At 61.9% G+C, this 14,217-nt stretch carries 13 protein-coding genes; 10 read left to right on the top strand and 3 right to left on the bottom strand.

Features of this window, described 5'->3' with window-relative positions:
• The first annotated feature begins 175 nt into the window (after window positions 1–175).
• A complete protein-coding gene (locus tag ABQM86_RS03355) occupies window positions 176–1,375 on the top strand; it encodes a sugar diacid recognition domain-containing protein (protein WP_207596091.1) in 1,200 nt (399 codons plus the stop codon).
• Between the two features lie 21 nt (window positions 1,376–1,396).
• Here the strand turns inward: ABQM86_RS03355 and ABQM86_RS03350 are convergent, their stop codons facing one another.
• Window positions 1,397–2,113, bottom strand: coding sequence for a FadR/GntR family transcriptional regulator (locus ABQM86_RS03350; protein ID WP_232481525.1), 717 nt, complete (start codon window positions 2,111–2,113; stop codon window positions 1,397–1,399).
• 265 nt (window positions 2,114–2,378) lie between these two features.
• On the opposite strand from ABQM86_RS03350, the gene eat reads away from it, so the two are divergent.
• From eat to ABQM86_RS03310, 8 genes are all read left to right on the top strand, one after another.
• Window positions 2,379–3,809 (top strand): ethanolamine permease, encoded by a 1,431-nt coding sequence (gene eat / locus ABQM86_RS03345; RefSeq protein ID WP_207596090.1) that lies wholly within the window; start codon window positions 2,379–2,381, stop codon window positions 3,807–3,809.
• Between the two features lie 36 nt (window positions 3,810–3,845).
• Entirely contained in the window at window positions 3,846–5,228 is a 1,383-nt protein-coding gene (locus ABQM86_RS03340) for a glutamine synthetase family protein (RefSeq protein WP_369746622.1), read from the top strand.
• Window positions 5,209–5,967: a gamma-glutamyl-gamma-aminobutyrate hydrolase family protein gene (locus ABQM86_RS03335; protein WP_280626358.1), complete on the top strand. Its 759-nt coding sequence runs from the start codon at window positions 5,209–5,211 to the stop codon at window positions 5,965–5,967. Before ABQM86_RS03340 ends, ABQM86_RS03335 begins: the two co-directional genes overlap by 20 nt.
• Complete coding sequence (locus tag ABQM86_RS03330) at window positions 5,964–7,334, top strand: aldehyde dehydrogenase (protein ID WP_369745921.1); 1,371 nt, start codon at window positions 5,964–5,966, stop codon at window positions 7,332–7,334. Before ABQM86_RS03335 ends, ABQM86_RS03330 begins: the two co-directional genes overlap by 4 nt.
• A 31-nt stretch (window positions 7,335–7,365) precedes the next feature.
• On the top strand, window positions 7,366–8,148 hold the full coding sequence (locus tag ABQM86_RS03325) for a 3-oxoacyl-ACP reductase (protein ID WP_280626356.1): 783 nt from the start codon (window positions 7,366–7,368) through the stop codon (window positions 8,146–8,148).
• A 150-nt stretch (window positions 8,149–8,298) separates the two neighbouring features.
• Entirely contained in the window at window positions 8,299–8,949 is a 651-nt protein-coding gene (locus ABQM86_RS03320) for a PadR family transcriptional regulator (RefSeq protein WP_369745920.1), read from the top strand.
• Between the two features lie 77 nt (window positions 8,950–9,026).
• On the top strand, window positions 9,027–9,785 hold the full coding sequence (locus ABQM86_RS03315; protein ID WP_369745919.1) for a MerR family transcriptional regulator: 759 nt from the start codon (window positions 9,027–9,029) through the stop codon (window positions 9,783–9,785).
• 44 nt (window positions 9,786–9,829) lie between these two features.
• Complete coding sequence (locus ABQM86_RS03310; protein ID WP_089593492.1) at window positions 9,830–10,423, top strand: TetR/AcrR family transcriptional regulator; 594 nt, start codon at window positions 9,830–9,832, stop codon at window positions 10,421–10,423.
• A 10-nt stretch (window positions 10,424–10,433) separates the two neighbouring features.
• On the opposite strand, the gene ABQM86_RS03305 is transcribed toward ABQM86_RS03310, so the two are convergent.
• Window positions 10,434–11,081: an NAD-dependent epimerase/dehydratase family protein gene (locus tag ABQM86_RS03305; protein WP_369745918.1), complete on the bottom strand. Its 648-nt coding sequence runs from the start codon at window positions 11,079–11,081 to the stop codon at window positions 10,434–10,436.
• A gap of 143 nt (window positions 11,082–11,224) precedes the next feature.
• On the opposite strand from ABQM86_RS03305, the gene ABQM86_RS03300 reads away from it, so the two are divergent.
• Entirely contained in the window at window positions 11,225–13,828 is a 2,604-nt protein-coding gene (locus ABQM86_RS03300; RefSeq protein ID WP_369746621.1) for a GH32 C-terminal domain-containing protein, read from the top strand.
• A gap of 57 nt (window positions 13,829–13,885) precedes the next feature.
• Here the strand turns inward: ABQM86_RS03300 and ABQM86_RS03295 are convergent, their stop codons facing one another.
• The gene (locus tag ABQM86_RS03295) at window positions 13,886–14,185 is read right to left on the bottom strand and encodes a putative quinol monooxygenase (protein ID WP_207596083.1); all 300 of its coding nucleotides are present in this window, start codon (window positions 14,183–14,185) and stop codon (window positions 13,886–13,888) included.
• Window positions 14,186–14,217: the final 32 nt, after the last annotated feature.

Below are 14,217 nucleotides of genomic sequence, written 5' to 3'. Positions count from 1 at the left end.
TGGTCGCCTTTCGATGGGTTTAATGCTGATGCAGAACGCCGTCTGCTGTTTCGGCTTTGCGCCGCTTAGTAACAACCGTAGGCTTGGGTGTGATGAAAGTCATTGGACTATTCATCCATGTTCTCTGCGATTCCAGGCCGATTTGTTGTACGAATAAACCGAAGGCGATCCCGACATGGCAGCGACCACCATCCGAACCGGCTCCGGACCCCTGACCCCGGCGCTTGCCCAGCAAATCGCTGGTGACACCAGCCATATCGTGGGCTTCAACATCCTAATCACCGACGCCCACGGCACTGTTATCGGCAGTGGCGATACGAGCCGGGTTGGCAGCTTCCATGAAGCGTCCCTGGAGGTGATCCGAACACGGCTGTCGGCCACCCACTCGGCTGCCCAAGCCCGGGCGCTGGAGGGCGTCAAACCCGGCGTCACCCTACCCATCCTGCTCAATGGCCAGGCCGTGGGCACTGTGGGTATCACCGGTTCCCCGGCCCAGGTCACCCGCTTTGGGTTGATGGTGGAACGCCAGACGGAAATCCTGCTCCATCAAGCTTCCCTGCTGCGCTCCACCCTTCAACGCGAGCGTGAGCTGGAAGACCTGGTGCGCAGCATTCTTGCGTTCGATCCCTTGGTGACGGGGCATTCAACCCTGCTGGACCAAGCGAACGACCAAGGCGTAGACCTTACCGCCAGCCGGGTCGCCGTCGTCGTCCACACACCCGGCCGCACCCCTGTTCCTTCCACTACTTCGGAGTGGCTTCCACGGGCACTGGTACTGCTCCGTGAGAGCTTTCAGCATCGCCAGACAATCGCGGTCTCCATCAGCGCCAATCGCTACGTCGTCTTCGCACACCCCACGCCGGATGGAATGGACGGAATCCTGTCCCAAGCCCGTCATTGCGTCGAGCAGTTCCGCACGCACTTAGGCTCCGACGTCGAAATCGGCATCGGAACCGAAGGGGCCGGCCCCACCCAAATGCGCACCGCCTACGAAGACGCAGCCGATGCCCTTCATCTGGGTCGCCGGATCACCCGCCGCAGCGTCACCACCATCGATGAAGTACGCATGGAACAGTTGCTGTCAGGCATCGGCCTGCGTGCCAGGCAGCGCTACACAGCGGCCGTGGCCGAGCCACTTATGGCCGCGGGCGATTGGAACACCGTTCGCAGCACCGTGATTGCCTGGTGCGAAAGCGGCTTTTCCTTGGTGGGTGCTGCGCGCCGCCTTCATATCCATCGGAACACGCTTATTCATCGGCTGGAGAGGATCGAGCATCTCCAAGGCTGGACCACACGAACAGCCGTGGCCTACCTGGCGTTGTATCTGGCGTGCAAGACCAACGAGTTCGACGCCGGCGAGCCATCCGATTCCTGACGGCTGCGGGTGTGAAGGAACTCAGGCCAGGAAGCCGCGCAGGAGCGAAGCGGTTCCTTCAAGGTGCTCCACGGCAGCCCGCTCGGCAGCAGGAGCATCACCACGCAGAATGGCATCCGCAATCTCGACATGCTGCTCGTTGGCATGGTCCAGGTTGGTAGCAAGCAGTGGAATGCGGTCCAGGAGATCATTGAGTCGCGCACGGGTTTCAGCCACTGCACTGACCAAGCTTGCGGATCCGGACAATTCTGCGATCGCGATGTGGAATCGCGCATCCCGTGGACGGTAGCCCTCCGCAGGGGACGCGCTGACTTCGGAAAGGCACACCTGGAGGTGCTGCCGTGCTGCCGCCGATAGATCCGCTTTCGCTGCCAGGACGGCCGCAGCGGGTTCAATGATGGACCGGAAGAGCAGGACGTCTTCAACTTCGGCCGGGTCCAGTGGGCTGTTATCAGGCGTCCGTTGCACTGTGGCGGTGGAGACGTATGTTCCCCCGTACCGCCCCCGCTGCACCTCAAGGTAACCAGCGCTCTGCAGTTCCCCTAAGGCGTCCCGGAGTGTTGCACGGGAGACCCCCAGCTGTTCGGCCAGTTCACGTTCCGGGGGCAACTTTTCAGAGGGAGCGAAAATACCCAGCTTGATGGTCTGCAGTATGTGCTCGATGGTTTCCTCGAACGCATTGCCGCCCCTCACCGGACGCAGCATCGAGAAGGACGGGCCAAAGGGCGAGTCGGGCACTGCATCTCCTTCCGCGCGGACCGCGGCACCCAGGGTGCCTGCTGCTTTCATAGTAGCCGTGTGGATCATCAATGGTCATCAAAGACACCATTGGGCCGGTACCTATACGAGCAAAAGTGAGTGTTTTTACGAAAACACTTGACGAGGCGCAGATCACACTTCAGACTTTGAAACACACTTTGGACTGAAAACAGTCCTTTAGGATCTCCCCTTGATCCTCACGTTGAACTCTCCCACAAGCATTCCTCAGACGTTAGGAACACGCATGGAAACAGCGCACCAGCCACCCGGTGGCGAGGAAGAGTATTTGAAGCACCGCCGCCTCAAAAGAGGTGCCGCCGGCTGGATCCTCCTGGCCGGTTTGGGGGTTGCGTATGTCATCTCCGGAGACTTCGCGGGCTGGAACCTGGGCCTCGCCCAGGGAGGCTGGGGCGGCCTGCTCATTGCCTTCGTGCTGATGGCCGTGATGTATACCTGCATGGTCTTCGGCCTCGCCGAACTTTCATCAACGCTCCCGACGGCGGGCGCCGGCTATGCGTTCGCACGCAGGGCTTTAGGTCCACTCGGCGGATACGCCACGGGTATGGCAGTCCTGATTGAGTACGCGGTAGCGCCGGCTGCCATTGCTACGTTCATCGGCGGCTATGTGGAAGCGCTGGGGCTCTTCGGGCTCACCAACTCCTGGCCGGTCTACCTCGTCACCTACGTGATCTTCATTGGGATCCACCTCCGTGGCGTAGGTGAGGCGCTGAAGATCATGTTCGGCATCACGGCAGTAGCCACAGTTGCGTTGATCGCCGCGGTGATAGGCCTCCTTCCCAAATTCGACCCTGCCAGGCTCTTCGACATCGTCCCGGACGGCTCCGCAGGCTCCAGCGCCTTCCTACCCATGGGTGTCAGCGGCATCCTCGCAGCACTCGTCTACGGCATCTGGTTCTTCCTGGCCGTGGAGGGCGTTCCACTGGCGGCCGAAGAAACGTCCAACCCGAAGCGGGACATGCCACGAGGCATCATCGTGGCCGTCATCATCCTGGTGGTCTTCGGAGCGTTGATGCTGGTCCTCGTACCCGGAGCCGCCGGCTCCCAAGCCATGAGCGGATCCGACAACCCGCTCCCCGAAGCATTGCGCATCGCCTACGGCGGTAACACGTTCCTGGCCGACTTCGTCAACTACGCCGGCCTGGCAGGGTTGGTTGCCAGTTTCTTCTCCATCATCTACGCCTACTCCCGGCAGCTCTTCGCACTCTCGAGGGCAGGTTACCTCCCCCGCTGGCTCTCCCTCACCGGGGCGCGTCGCACCCCCTACTGGGCCCTCATCATTCCCGGCACCATAGGCTTCCTGCTCGCAGCAGTGACGCAGGACGGCGCCCTGTTGATCAACATAGCCGTCTTTGGAGCCACGGTCTCCTACGTCCTGCTCAACCTCTCCCACATCGTTTTGCGCAAAAAGGAACCCCATTTGGAGCGCGGCTACAGGACTCCCGGCGGGATCGTCACAACCTCGGTTGCCCTGGTCCTTTCCGCCGTGGCAGTCGTGGCGACGTTCGTCGTCGACGTCTTTGCAGCTTCCATCACGGCGGCAATCTTTGCCGCCGCCCTTCTCTACTACTGGCTCTACAGCCGGCACCGGATCGTGGCGGGCGCGCCCGAAGAAGAGTTCGCCCAACTGGCCATGGCGGAAGCCGAACTGAAGTAACAACAAATGTCCACACACAAGAACCCCGGAGACACCATGAATGAGCAAAACAAAGCGTCAGCCCGGAACCAACAACTGACCCTCGACGAACTGCGGGGGCTGATAGACAGCGGCGACATCGATACCGTCATTGTCGCCATCACAGATGCGCTGGGACGCCTGCAGGGCAAGCGCTGTGGAGCACGGTCCTTCATAGAGGACGTCCTGGACCACGGAGCCGAAGGCTGCAACTACCTTCTCGCCGTCGATGTCGAGATGAAGACGGTGGACGGTTACGCCATGTCCTCGTGGGAGACAGGCTATGGGGACATGGTGATGATGCCTGATATCTCAACCCTGCGGCGGGTTCCGTGGCTGGAAGGCACCGCGATAGTGCAGTGCGACGTGCTCTGGACCGATCACACCCCTGTTGCTGCCTCCCCCCGCCAGATCCTGAAGGCCCAGATCGAACGCCTCGAAAAGCTTGGCTACCGTGCCTACGCCGGCACCGAGCTGGAGTTCATCATGTTCGACGACTCCTACAGCCAGGCCTGGGAGAAGAACTACACCAGCCTCACGCCCGCAACGCAGTACAACGTGGACTATTCGCTGCTGGCTACCGCGCGCCTGGAACCGGTGATCCGCTCCATCCGCACCAACATGGAGGCCGCCGGATTGGTTGTGGAATCGTCCAAGGGCGAATGCAACCTGGGGCAGCAGGAAATCACGTTCCGCTTCGACGAGGCCCTGGCGGCCTGTGACAAGCACTCGTTCTACAAGAACGGTGCCAAGGAGATCGCGGACCGGCACGGCAAGAGCATCACCTTCATGTCCAAGTTCAACGAGCGCGAAGGCAACTCCTGCCACATCCACTTCAGCCTCACCGACCTTGAGGGCAACCCCGTCTTGGCGGGCGACGGCGAACACGGCTTCAGTCCCGTGATGGAACGTTTCGTGGCGGGACAGTTGGCAGCACTGCGCGAACTCACCTACTTCCTGGCCCCGAACATCAACTCCTACAAGCGGTTCGTGGAGGGCAGCTTTGCGCCGACGGCTATCGCCTGGGGCCTTGATAACCGCAGCTGTGCGCTGCGCGTCGTGGGACACGGCCGGGGCCTCCGCACCGAAAACCGTGTGGGCGGCGGCGACGTCAACCCGTACCTCGCCGTCGCAGCCATGATCGCGGCGGTGATTCACGGGATCGAGAATGACCTCCCGTTGCAGGCCATCACCAAGGGCAACGCGTACGAATCCGATGCGGACCGTCTGCCCACCACCCTGCGGGACGCCCGCGATCTGCTCGCCGAAAGCAGCATCGCCCGCAAGGCCTTCGGCGACGACGTGGTGGACCACTACGTCCACGCCGCCACGGTGGAACTCACCGCGTACGACAGCGCCATCACAGACTGGGAGCGGACCCGTGGCTTCGAGCGACTCTGAAAAGTACAGGCCCCGGATCGCACTCACGAGCTACCTGCAGGAGGCCTCCTGGGGAGTGTGGAATACGACGGCGGCCATCCTCCCCGCCACGTACGTCGAGGCTGTGGTGGCGGCCGGCGCCACTCCAATACTGCTGCCACCCAGCGGTACCGACCCTACGGTCCTGGACCTGGTGGACGGGCTGATCGTGGTGGGAGGGCCCGACGTCGATCCTTCACTTTACGGGCAGGCTCCCCATCCCAGGACGCAGCCGCAGCCCTTGCGGGACAGCCACGATTCCGTCCTTCTCCGCGCTGCGCTGGAACGTGAGCTGCCGCTGTTCGCCATCTGCCGTGGCGCGCAACTCCTGAACGTCGTGTTGGGCGGGACCCTGATCCAGCACATCCCGGACGTCAACCCGGATGCCAGGTGCCAACCAGCGCCCGGTGTGTATGGCGAGGCGGCCTTCAGCACCACGCCGGGCAGCCTGATCAACGATCTCCTCGGCGACACCGCTGAGTCGCCCTGCTACCACCACCAGGCCATGGACTCTGTGCCCCGGGCCCTGCGCGTGACAGCCCGCTCCGCAGACGGCATGGTCCAAGCCCTGGAAACCAGGGAGGGCGGCTGGGTGTTGGGAGTCCAATTCCACCCGGAGCAGAACCCGCACGATCTCCGGCTCTTCCGCGGCTTCGTGGAAGCAGCCGCGAACTACCGTAACGACCACACCGCAACCATGAAAGCGATGTCCCCCGCATGACTGCAACAGTCTTTGATGTCATCAATCCGGCCACCGAGGAGGTCATCCAGACGGTCCCACTCGCAGGCCTGACAGAGACGGACGCTGCGATCGCAAAGGCCGCTGCCGCATACGAGTCGTGGCGGTCCGTGGCGCCCGCGGACCGTGCGCTGCTGCTCCGGCGGTTCGCCGCCGCCGTCGACCATGACCTGGAGAACCTCGCCCAACTGGAGGTACGCAACGCAGGGCACACCATCGGAAATGCCCGGTGGGAAGCCGGCAATGTCCGTGATGTGCTGAACTATTATGCCGCAGCTCCGGAACGGCATTTCGGCCGCCAGATTCCCGTGGCCGGCGGGGTCAACATGACGTTCCATGAGCCGCTGGGCGTGGTGGGTGTGATCGTCCCGTGGAACTTTCCCATGCCGATTGCCGGCTGGGGTTTCGCACCTGCACTGGCGGCAGGGAACACCGTGGTGCTCAAGCCCGCAGAGGTGACACCGCTGACGGCGATCCGGCTGGGTGAGCTTGCCCTTGAAGCAGGCATTCCCGAAGGCGTCTTCCAGGTGATTCCCGGGAAGGGCTCCGTGGTGGGGCAGCGATTCGTCACCCACCCTGCCGTGCGCAAAGTGGTTTTCACCGGCTCCACCGGAGTCGGGAAGCAGATCATGGCCGGCTGTGCAGACCAAGTGAAGCGGGTGACGCTGGAACTTGGCGGCAAGAGCGCCAACATCGTTTTCGACGACGCCGATCTTGAGCTTGCGGCGGCTGCGGCGCCGGGTGGCGCTTTCGACAACGCGGGCCAGGATTGCTGCGCACGCTCCCGGATCCTGGTTCAACGAAATGTCTACGACCGCTTCCTCGAACTGCTGGAACCCGAGGTTATGGGAATGCGCGTCGGCGATCCCGCCGACGCAGCCACAACGATGGGTCCACTGATCTCCGCACAGCAGCTCAGTACAGTTTCAGGATTCGTGCCCGACGGCGCCCCGGTCGCCTTCCAGGGCAAGGCGCCGGAGGGTCCGGGTTTCTGGTTCCCACCCACCGTTCTGACTCCGGACGTGGACGCGCCGTCATTCACCGATGAGATCTTCGGTCCGGTAGTCGCCGTCGTCCCTTTCGAGGACGAAGCCGAAGCCATCCGGATCGCCAACAACACCGAGTATGGCCTGTCCGGTTCCATCTGGACGTCCAAGGTAGACCGGGCCCTTCGCGTGGCGCGCGGCGTCGAGTCCGGCAACTTGTCCGTCAATTCACACTCGTCCGTCCGTTACTCCACACCTTTTGGCGGCTTCAAACAATCAGGTCTGGGGCGCGAGCTCGGCCCGGATGCCTTGGACGCCTTCACCGACGTCAAGAACGTTTTCATCTCAACCCAATCCGCCTAGTCTTTTCCACCACTTCCCTAAGGAGCACCCCATGCAAGCAGTAGTTTCCAACCGCCTCGCAGGCCGCAGTGCAGTCATTACGGGCGGCGCCAGCGGCATCGGCCTGGCCACAGCACGCCGGATGGCCGCAGAGGGCGCCAATGTCGTGATCGCGGACATCGAGCCGACCTCCGGCATTGCCGCGGCCAGCGAAGTTGGCGGCCTGTTCGTGAAGGTGGACGTGACCAGCGAGGAAGAAGTCCGCAACCTTTATGCCCAGACCAAAGAGACATATGGCAGCGTTGACATTGCCTTCAACAATGCCGGCATCTCCCCCGCGGACGATGCCTCGATCCTGGACACGGGCATCGATGCCTGGCGGAGGGTCCAGGAAGTGAACCTGACCTCGGTCTACTACTGCTGCAAATACGCCATTCCCTACATGCAGGAGCAGGGCAAGGGCTCCATCATCAACACGGCGTCCTTCGTTGCCGTCATGGGTGCCGCTACTTCCCAGATTTCCTACAGCGCCTCCAAAGGTGGCGTGCTCTCCATGAGCCGGGAACTCGGCGTCGAATTCGCGCGCCAGGGCATCCGCATCAACGCACTCTGCCCGGGGCCGGTGAACACGCCGCTGTTGAAGGAACTCTTCGCCAAGGATCCGGAGAAGGCAGCACGCCGCCTGGTCCATGTGCCGCTGGGTCGCTTCGCGGAACCGGAAGAGCTGGCGGCTGCCGTCGCCTTCTTGGCCAGTGACGACGCATCCTTCATTACGGCGTCGACATTCCTGGTGGATGGCGGTATTTCGGGAGCTTACGTCACCCCGCTGTCATAGCCGCCCTTCGCCCCACATTGCTGCCCCTGCCCTCTGGGCGGGGGCAGTTTTGGTTTTTATCGACTCTTGACGTCGCGATAGTCACCGATATATCGTTAACTATCGCCGATCATCCTTCGGCGTAAGGACAACCGAAAGGACGATGCTGTTATGAAAGGCATCAACGAACACGGCAACCCATTCCCCGAGCACGACCACGGACACCCCGAACCCGGACACGGCCGAGGCCGCTTTAACCGGGGCAAGGGCCGACGAGGGCCGGGCGGACACGGAGGCGGCGGGTTTGGCCCGGGCTTCGGACCGGGCGGGTTTGGCCCCGGCTTTGGACCCGGATTCGGCCCAAGGGGCTTCGGTCCTGGCGGCTCCCGCCGAGCCAACCGCGGCGACGTCCGGGCAGCGATACTCTCGCTCTTGGCGGAGGCTCCTTCCAACGGCTATGGCCTCATCAAGACCATCGCGGAGAAAACATCCGGCGCATGGCGTCCCAGCCCCGGATCCGTCTACCCCACCCTCCAGCAACTGGTGGATGAAGAACTGATCGTCGCCGTCGGCGAAGGCCGACGTACCGAGTTCACGCTCACGGACGATGGCAAGGCCTATGTTGCCGAGCACGAGGAAGAACTGGCCAACGCCTGGAATACGGAGGCCGACGGAACTGCCGCCGCCTTCCACCAGAGCGTCGGCAAGCTCATGGGCGTCGTCCACCAGTTCCGCTCAGCCGCCACCGATGACCAGCGCCAGGCAGCCATTGAGAAGCTGGACGAAACCCGCCGCGCCCTCTACCTGATCCTGGCCGACTAAGTGCTGGCAGCCATCCCCTTGACCTTGACGTAACGTCAACCCCTACTGTCGAAGAACAGGCACAGGACGGAGGACGTATGGACTGGTCAATTCAGGAAATCGCCAAGATTGCAGGAACCACCAGCCGCACGCTGCGTCACTACGACGACATCGGGCTGCTGAAACCAAGCCGGACCGGCCATAACGGCTATCGCTACTATGACGGTCCGGCCCTGGTCCAACTCCAGCGCATCCTCCTGCTCCGGGAACTGGGGCTTGGCCTCCCGGCCATCGCCGAAGTTCTCGATCGAGAGACGGACACCGTCAAAGCGTTAAGCAGCCATCTGGAATGGCTCGCGCAGGAGCAGGACAGGCTGACCCGGCAGATCGCGTCCGTCCGGCAGACCATCGACACAATGAAAGGGGATGGAAAGTACATGGCACAGAACATGTTTGATGGCTTCGACCACAATCAGTACAAGGACGAGGTGGAGGAGCGCTGGGGCAAGGATGCTTACGCCGCCAGCGATGCGTGGTGGCGCGGAATGAGCGCCGACGAGAAGCAGCAGTGGAAAGACCGCTCACAAAAGCTGGGCACGGACTGGATAACCGCCGCCGAATCAGGCGTAGCACCGGACAGCGCTGAAGCGCAGGATCTTGCACGGCGCCACGTCGAATGGCTTCGCGGAATTCCGGGAACCCCGACGACGGCACCCGGCGGAGACGTCAAGGGTTACGTCACGGGACTCGGCGAGATGTACGTCGCTGATCCGAGGTTTGCCGCCAATTATGGCGGTGAAACAGGGGCGGCCTTCGTCCGGGATGCGCTGCGGGTTTACGCGGAAAGGAACCTCTGAATGGTCAGGATGCGCTGATCTGGCTTAGGCAATAGTCTGGCCGGATGGGTACAAGCACCGTCAAGTCCGGCGAACAGGTTGACAGACAGAAGCGCATTCTTGAAGCGGCACTGGAACTACTGTCCCGCCACGGCATTTCAGGCATCAATATGCGTGCCGTGGCACGGGAAGCCGGCGTCGCCTTGGGGCTGGTGAATTACTACTACGAAGACAAATCGAGTTTGATCCGCGCGGTGCTCCACCAGATTGAAGAGCACGACCTCCTGTTGGTGGAGCCTTCGCCCACTTCCACCCCGGACGAACAACTCCGCGAGTCTCTCCGTAGGGTTGCGGACCCAGGGCTCCTGACCACACCGTATCTGTCCCTCCGCCTCCATCTGTGGGCCCTGGCCCAGGCACATGAGGACTTTGCACAGATCAATGCCGCAGCTTTTGACCGGTATCTCCAAGGGCTTGCGGCATTGATCGGGAATGCCATTTCCGGCTTGTCTCCCGAAGAATGCAGGGAGCGGGCGGCCGACATCGTTGTGGTGCAAAACGGCATGTGGCTCACCACGCTTCTGGGCATCGACAAGGCGGCCATTGAGCGAGGCATTGCCCGCACCGAGGAGATCGCTTTCGCGCCGTCGCAGCGCTAAGCACCCCCTGCTACAAGGACATCTTGTCGATGGAGTACTCTTTGCTCGCGTAGATCCCGCCCTGAGGCAAGTTTGGATCATAATCCTCCGCCGCTCCCCATCGGGCTGCGTCATCCTCAGGAATGAACCCGACGGCGTCTCCCGCCTTTAGGTCCCACCACCGGCCGGTGTTCGCGGAGACGGCGTAAAAGACGGCGACGTGTTCTGCGGTGGTCATCGTGGCGAGGAAAGCCCGAACCGCATCTGACGGGCTAAGCCAGGTCCGCTGCTCGCGGGCGGAACCCGGTCGATGTTCGTAGCTGCCGATACGTACGGCGATGGTACTGATGCCAAATTTGTCCGCGTAGAGCCGGCACAGGGCTTCTCCCGCGACTTTCGAAACTCCGTAGAAGCCATCGGGACGGGGTGGCATGTCCGATGAGACCGGATCGCCGGCTGAGTACATACCCGTCAAACGGTTGCTGCTGGCGTAGACCACTCGAGGCACTCCGGCACGTCGGGCAGCCTCGAGAACGTGATACGTGCCGACGATATTCACCTCCGCCAAGTCATGGAAATCCGCCTCATCAGGAATTCCCCCGAGGTGGATCACGCCATCCGCGTTTTCGAACAGCTCCTCCAATGAGTTCAGGTCACTGAGATCCGCGGTGGCCACCACCTGCAGACATCCCGAACGACCGTTGACTTGTCCGGTGGACTTATCGTAGCTTTCAACGCACTGACAACGTTGTCTATGTGGGGATGGGCACGCGCGATGAAGGGCGACTTGGAAGAACAATGACTAAATTCACGATCAGTAGGATGCGGGCAGCGACGTCTGCATTGACGCTGGCGGGCCTGACGCTTTCGGGCATCATGGCCGGCGTGGCACCAGCCTCTGCAACACCCGGGGTGGGAAGTGAGGAGTTTCGACCTGCTTACCACTACACGCCAGCGAAAAATTGGATGAACGATCCCAATGGAATGGTTTTCCACAAGGGGGTTTATCACCTGTTCTACCAACACAATCCCTCCGGCAACACCTGGGGGAACATGTCGTGGGGTCACGCGACGTCGAAGGACCTGGTTCACTGGCAAGAGCAGCCCCTTGCACTGTCCACCGACGCGCAGGAGGATGTATTCTCCGGCAGCATTGTGGTGGATAAGGACAACACAACAGGCTTCGGGACCAAAGAAAACCCCGCCTTGGTGGCCATCTACACCAGCGCCTACAAGGAAGCTTCCCCGCATCGGGGCTTGCAGGCCCAGTCCCTGGCCTACAGCCTGGATGATGGCCAGACCTGGACCAAATACTCAGGAAACCCGGTGCTGAACCGCAATTCTGCCAACTTCCGGGACCCCAAGGTCTTCTGGTACGACAACCCGTCCGGCGGTGGCTACTGGGTCATGACCGTCGTCGAATCGCAGGATCACAAGGTGCTCCTCTACAAGTCCGGCAACCTCAAGGACTGGACTGCCCTGAGCGAATTCGGGCCGGCCAACGCTACCGGCGGCCAGTGGGAATGCCCTGACTTGTTCCCGCTGGCGGTGGATGGGGACAAGAACAACATCAAGTGGGTCATGGTGGTCAACATCAACCCCGGCGGTGTTGCGGGAGGATCGGCCGGTCAATACTTCGTGGGCAACTTTGACGGCACCACGTTCACCTCCGAAACCACCGAACCAGTGGCCGAGGTACCCGCCGGCACGGTCATGGCAGGCTTCAACGACGGCACCTACAACGGATGGACCATAAACAACGAACCAGGCAACTGGAAGAACGGTCCTTTCGGGGACGCTCCCGCGCCCGGATCCCTGCCCGGCCAGAGCCCGGTGACCGGATTCGGCGGAACAGGACTGATCAACTCATTCAACGACGGCGACTGGCCCCTGGGTTCCATGCAGTCACCAACCTTCACCGTGACCGACGACTACCTTAACTTCCTCATCGGCGGCGGTAAGCACCCCCGCGTCTCCGACAAGTTGGACAACACCCCGCCCCCGGGAGAGCTGAAGTTTGACGGCTTCGAGGTTCCCAATGGCACAACGCTGGCCGATGCAGGCTGGACGGGGACAGGCGACCTGACCCCCAATTACCAGCCGGCCACCAGCGGCGGGGACTTCTACATCGGCGCCAAGCGAATCAACACCTTCGAAACAGGCGCCGTACCCGGTGATGACCGCCAAGGCACCCTGACCTCCCCCGAGTTCCCCATCACCAAGGACTTCATGTCCATGCTGGTGGGAGGCGGCAACCGAACAGCGGACTCAGGCCAGACCCTGGCCGTCCAGTTGCTGGTCAACGGCAATGTAGTCCGCTCCCTGGCCGGTGATAACGCGGGATTGCTGAACTGGAAAGGCTGGGATGTCTCGGAGTTCGCCGGCGAGAAGGCACAGCTGCGAGTCGTTGACGAAGCTACCGGCGGGTGGGGCCACATGACTCTTGATCACGTCATGCTCACTGACACAGCCGCCGTCGCCAGGTCCGATGAAGAAACGGTGAACTTGGTTGTCAACGGACAAGTGGTCCGTACCGCTACCGGCAACGACAGCGAAAGCTTGGATTGGGCCTCGTGGGATACCAGGGAATTCGTTGGCCAGCAGGCACACATCAAGGTTGTCGACAACAACAGATTCGGATGGGGGCACATCCTCGCGGATGAGTTCACAGCCAGCTCCACAGCAGCGAAGTCCAAGCTGGAGTCTTATCACTGGCTGGACTACGGACGCGACTACTACGCGGCCGTTTCGTTCTCGAACATGCCCGACAACAAGCGGGTCATGCTGGGCTGGATGAACAACTGGGATTACGCCAACACCATCCCCACCAACCCCTGGCGCAGTGCCATGTCGTTGCCCCGGGAGGTGCAGCTGACGCAGACACCTGATGGACCACGCCTTGCCCAAAGCGTGGTCAAGCAGGTGGACAAGCTCGCGACAAAGCCCAGCTACACGGACAAGAAGGGCGGTGCCATCAAGGCCGGAACAACCCCGCTGCCCTCTGCCACTTCAGGTCAGGTCCAGCGCGTGGACATCACGTTCGCACCCGGCACGGCGAAAAAGTCAGGCATCACCGTACTGGGCGACGGCAACTCCTCCACCGCCATCGGCTATGACTCCATCACCGGTAAGGTCTTCGTTGACCGCACGACATCGGGAAACACCGCTTTCCACCCGACCTTCGCTTCAGTTGAGGACGCCCCTGTCGCACTGGACCAAAAGGGCAATGTCACCCTGCGGGTGTATGTAGACCGCTCATCGGTGGAAGTGTTCTCCGGCGACGGTCTCCGGACCATCACCGATCAAGTATTTCCGAACGCCGGCGCTGACCGGATGACCCTCTTTGCAGAGGGTGGAACAGCGCAACTGAAGTCCCTCACGGTGACCCCCATGGAAGGAGCAATGTTCCTTCCCGGAAAGAAGTAACGCACTACCCGTAGCGGGGGACGGCGGCCGGCTTTCGCCTGGCCGCCGCCCCTGCTTCTACGGTTGGATCAGTGGGTTCAGCCAGGTCAGGGCGGAACCGTCGCCCTCTATGTGATCGGCAAGTTCGGCGTTGAACTCCCGGCCGTAATCGGCCCCGATGTGCTCTTGGAAGGCCTGCTCGTCCCGGTACACCTCGAAGACGAAGTACTCCCGCGGGTTGGTTTCCCGCGTGTACGGCAGGAACATCACATTTCCCGGTTCGTTCCGGACGTGTTCCGTCAGCGTTGCCATCATTTCCGCGACCCGGGTTTCACTGCCTTCTTTGACGGTGAACTCTGCATACAGTGTCTTGGTCATGGCCAGTCCTTTGCTCGGTTGGTTTCGGATTG

The sequence above is a fragment of the Paenarthrobacter sp. AMU7 genome (assembly GCF_041200195.1).
In the GTDB taxonomy this organism is placed as follows: domain Bacteria; phylum Actinomycetota; class Actinomycetes; order Actinomycetales; family Micrococcaceae; genus Arthrobacter.
This window is presented reverse-complemented; position numbering and strand designations above follow the sequence as displayed.

Bases quoted from the DNA above. Each gene is read 5' to 3' on its own strand.
- ABQM86_RS03355 (WP_207596091.1), top strand. From the start codon at position 176: ATGGCAGCGACCACCATCCGAACCGGCTCCGGACCCCTGACCCCGGCG.
- eat (WP_207596090.1), top strand. From the start codon at position 2,379: ATGGAAACAGCGCACCAGCCACCCGGTGGCGAGGAAGAGTATTTGAAG.
- ABQM86_RS03340 (WP_369746622.1), top strand. From the start codon at position 3,846: ATGAATGAGCAAAACAAAGCGTCAGCCCGGAACCAACAACTGACCCTC.
- ABQM86_RS03330 (WP_369745921.1), top strand. From the start codon at position 5,964: ATGACTGCAACAGTCTTTGATGTCATCAATCCGGCCACCGAGGAGGTC.
- ABQM86_RS03325 (WP_280626356.1), top strand. From the start codon at position 7,366: ATGCAAGCAGTAGTTTCCAACCGCCTCGCAGGCCGCAGTGCAGTCATT.
- ABQM86_RS03320 (WP_369745920.1), top strand. From the start codon at position 8,299: ATGAAAGGCATCAACGAACACGGCAACCCATTCCCCGAGCACGACCAC.
- ABQM86_RS03315 (WP_369745919.1), top strand. From the start codon at position 9,027: ATGGACTGGTCAATTCAGGAAATCGCCAAGATTGCAGGAACCACCAGC.
- ABQM86_RS03310 (WP_089593492.1), top strand. From the start codon at position 9,830: ATGGGTACAAGCACCGTCAAGTCCGGCGAACAGGTTGACAGACAGAAG.
- ABQM86_RS03300 (WP_369746621.1), top strand. From the start codon at position 11,225: ATGCGGGCAGCGACGTCTGCATTGACGCTGGCGGGCCTGACGCTTTCG.
- ABQM86_RS03295 (WP_207596083.1), bottom strand. From the start codon at position 14,185: ATGACCAAGACACTGTATGCAGAGTTCACCGTCAAAGAAGGCAGTGAA.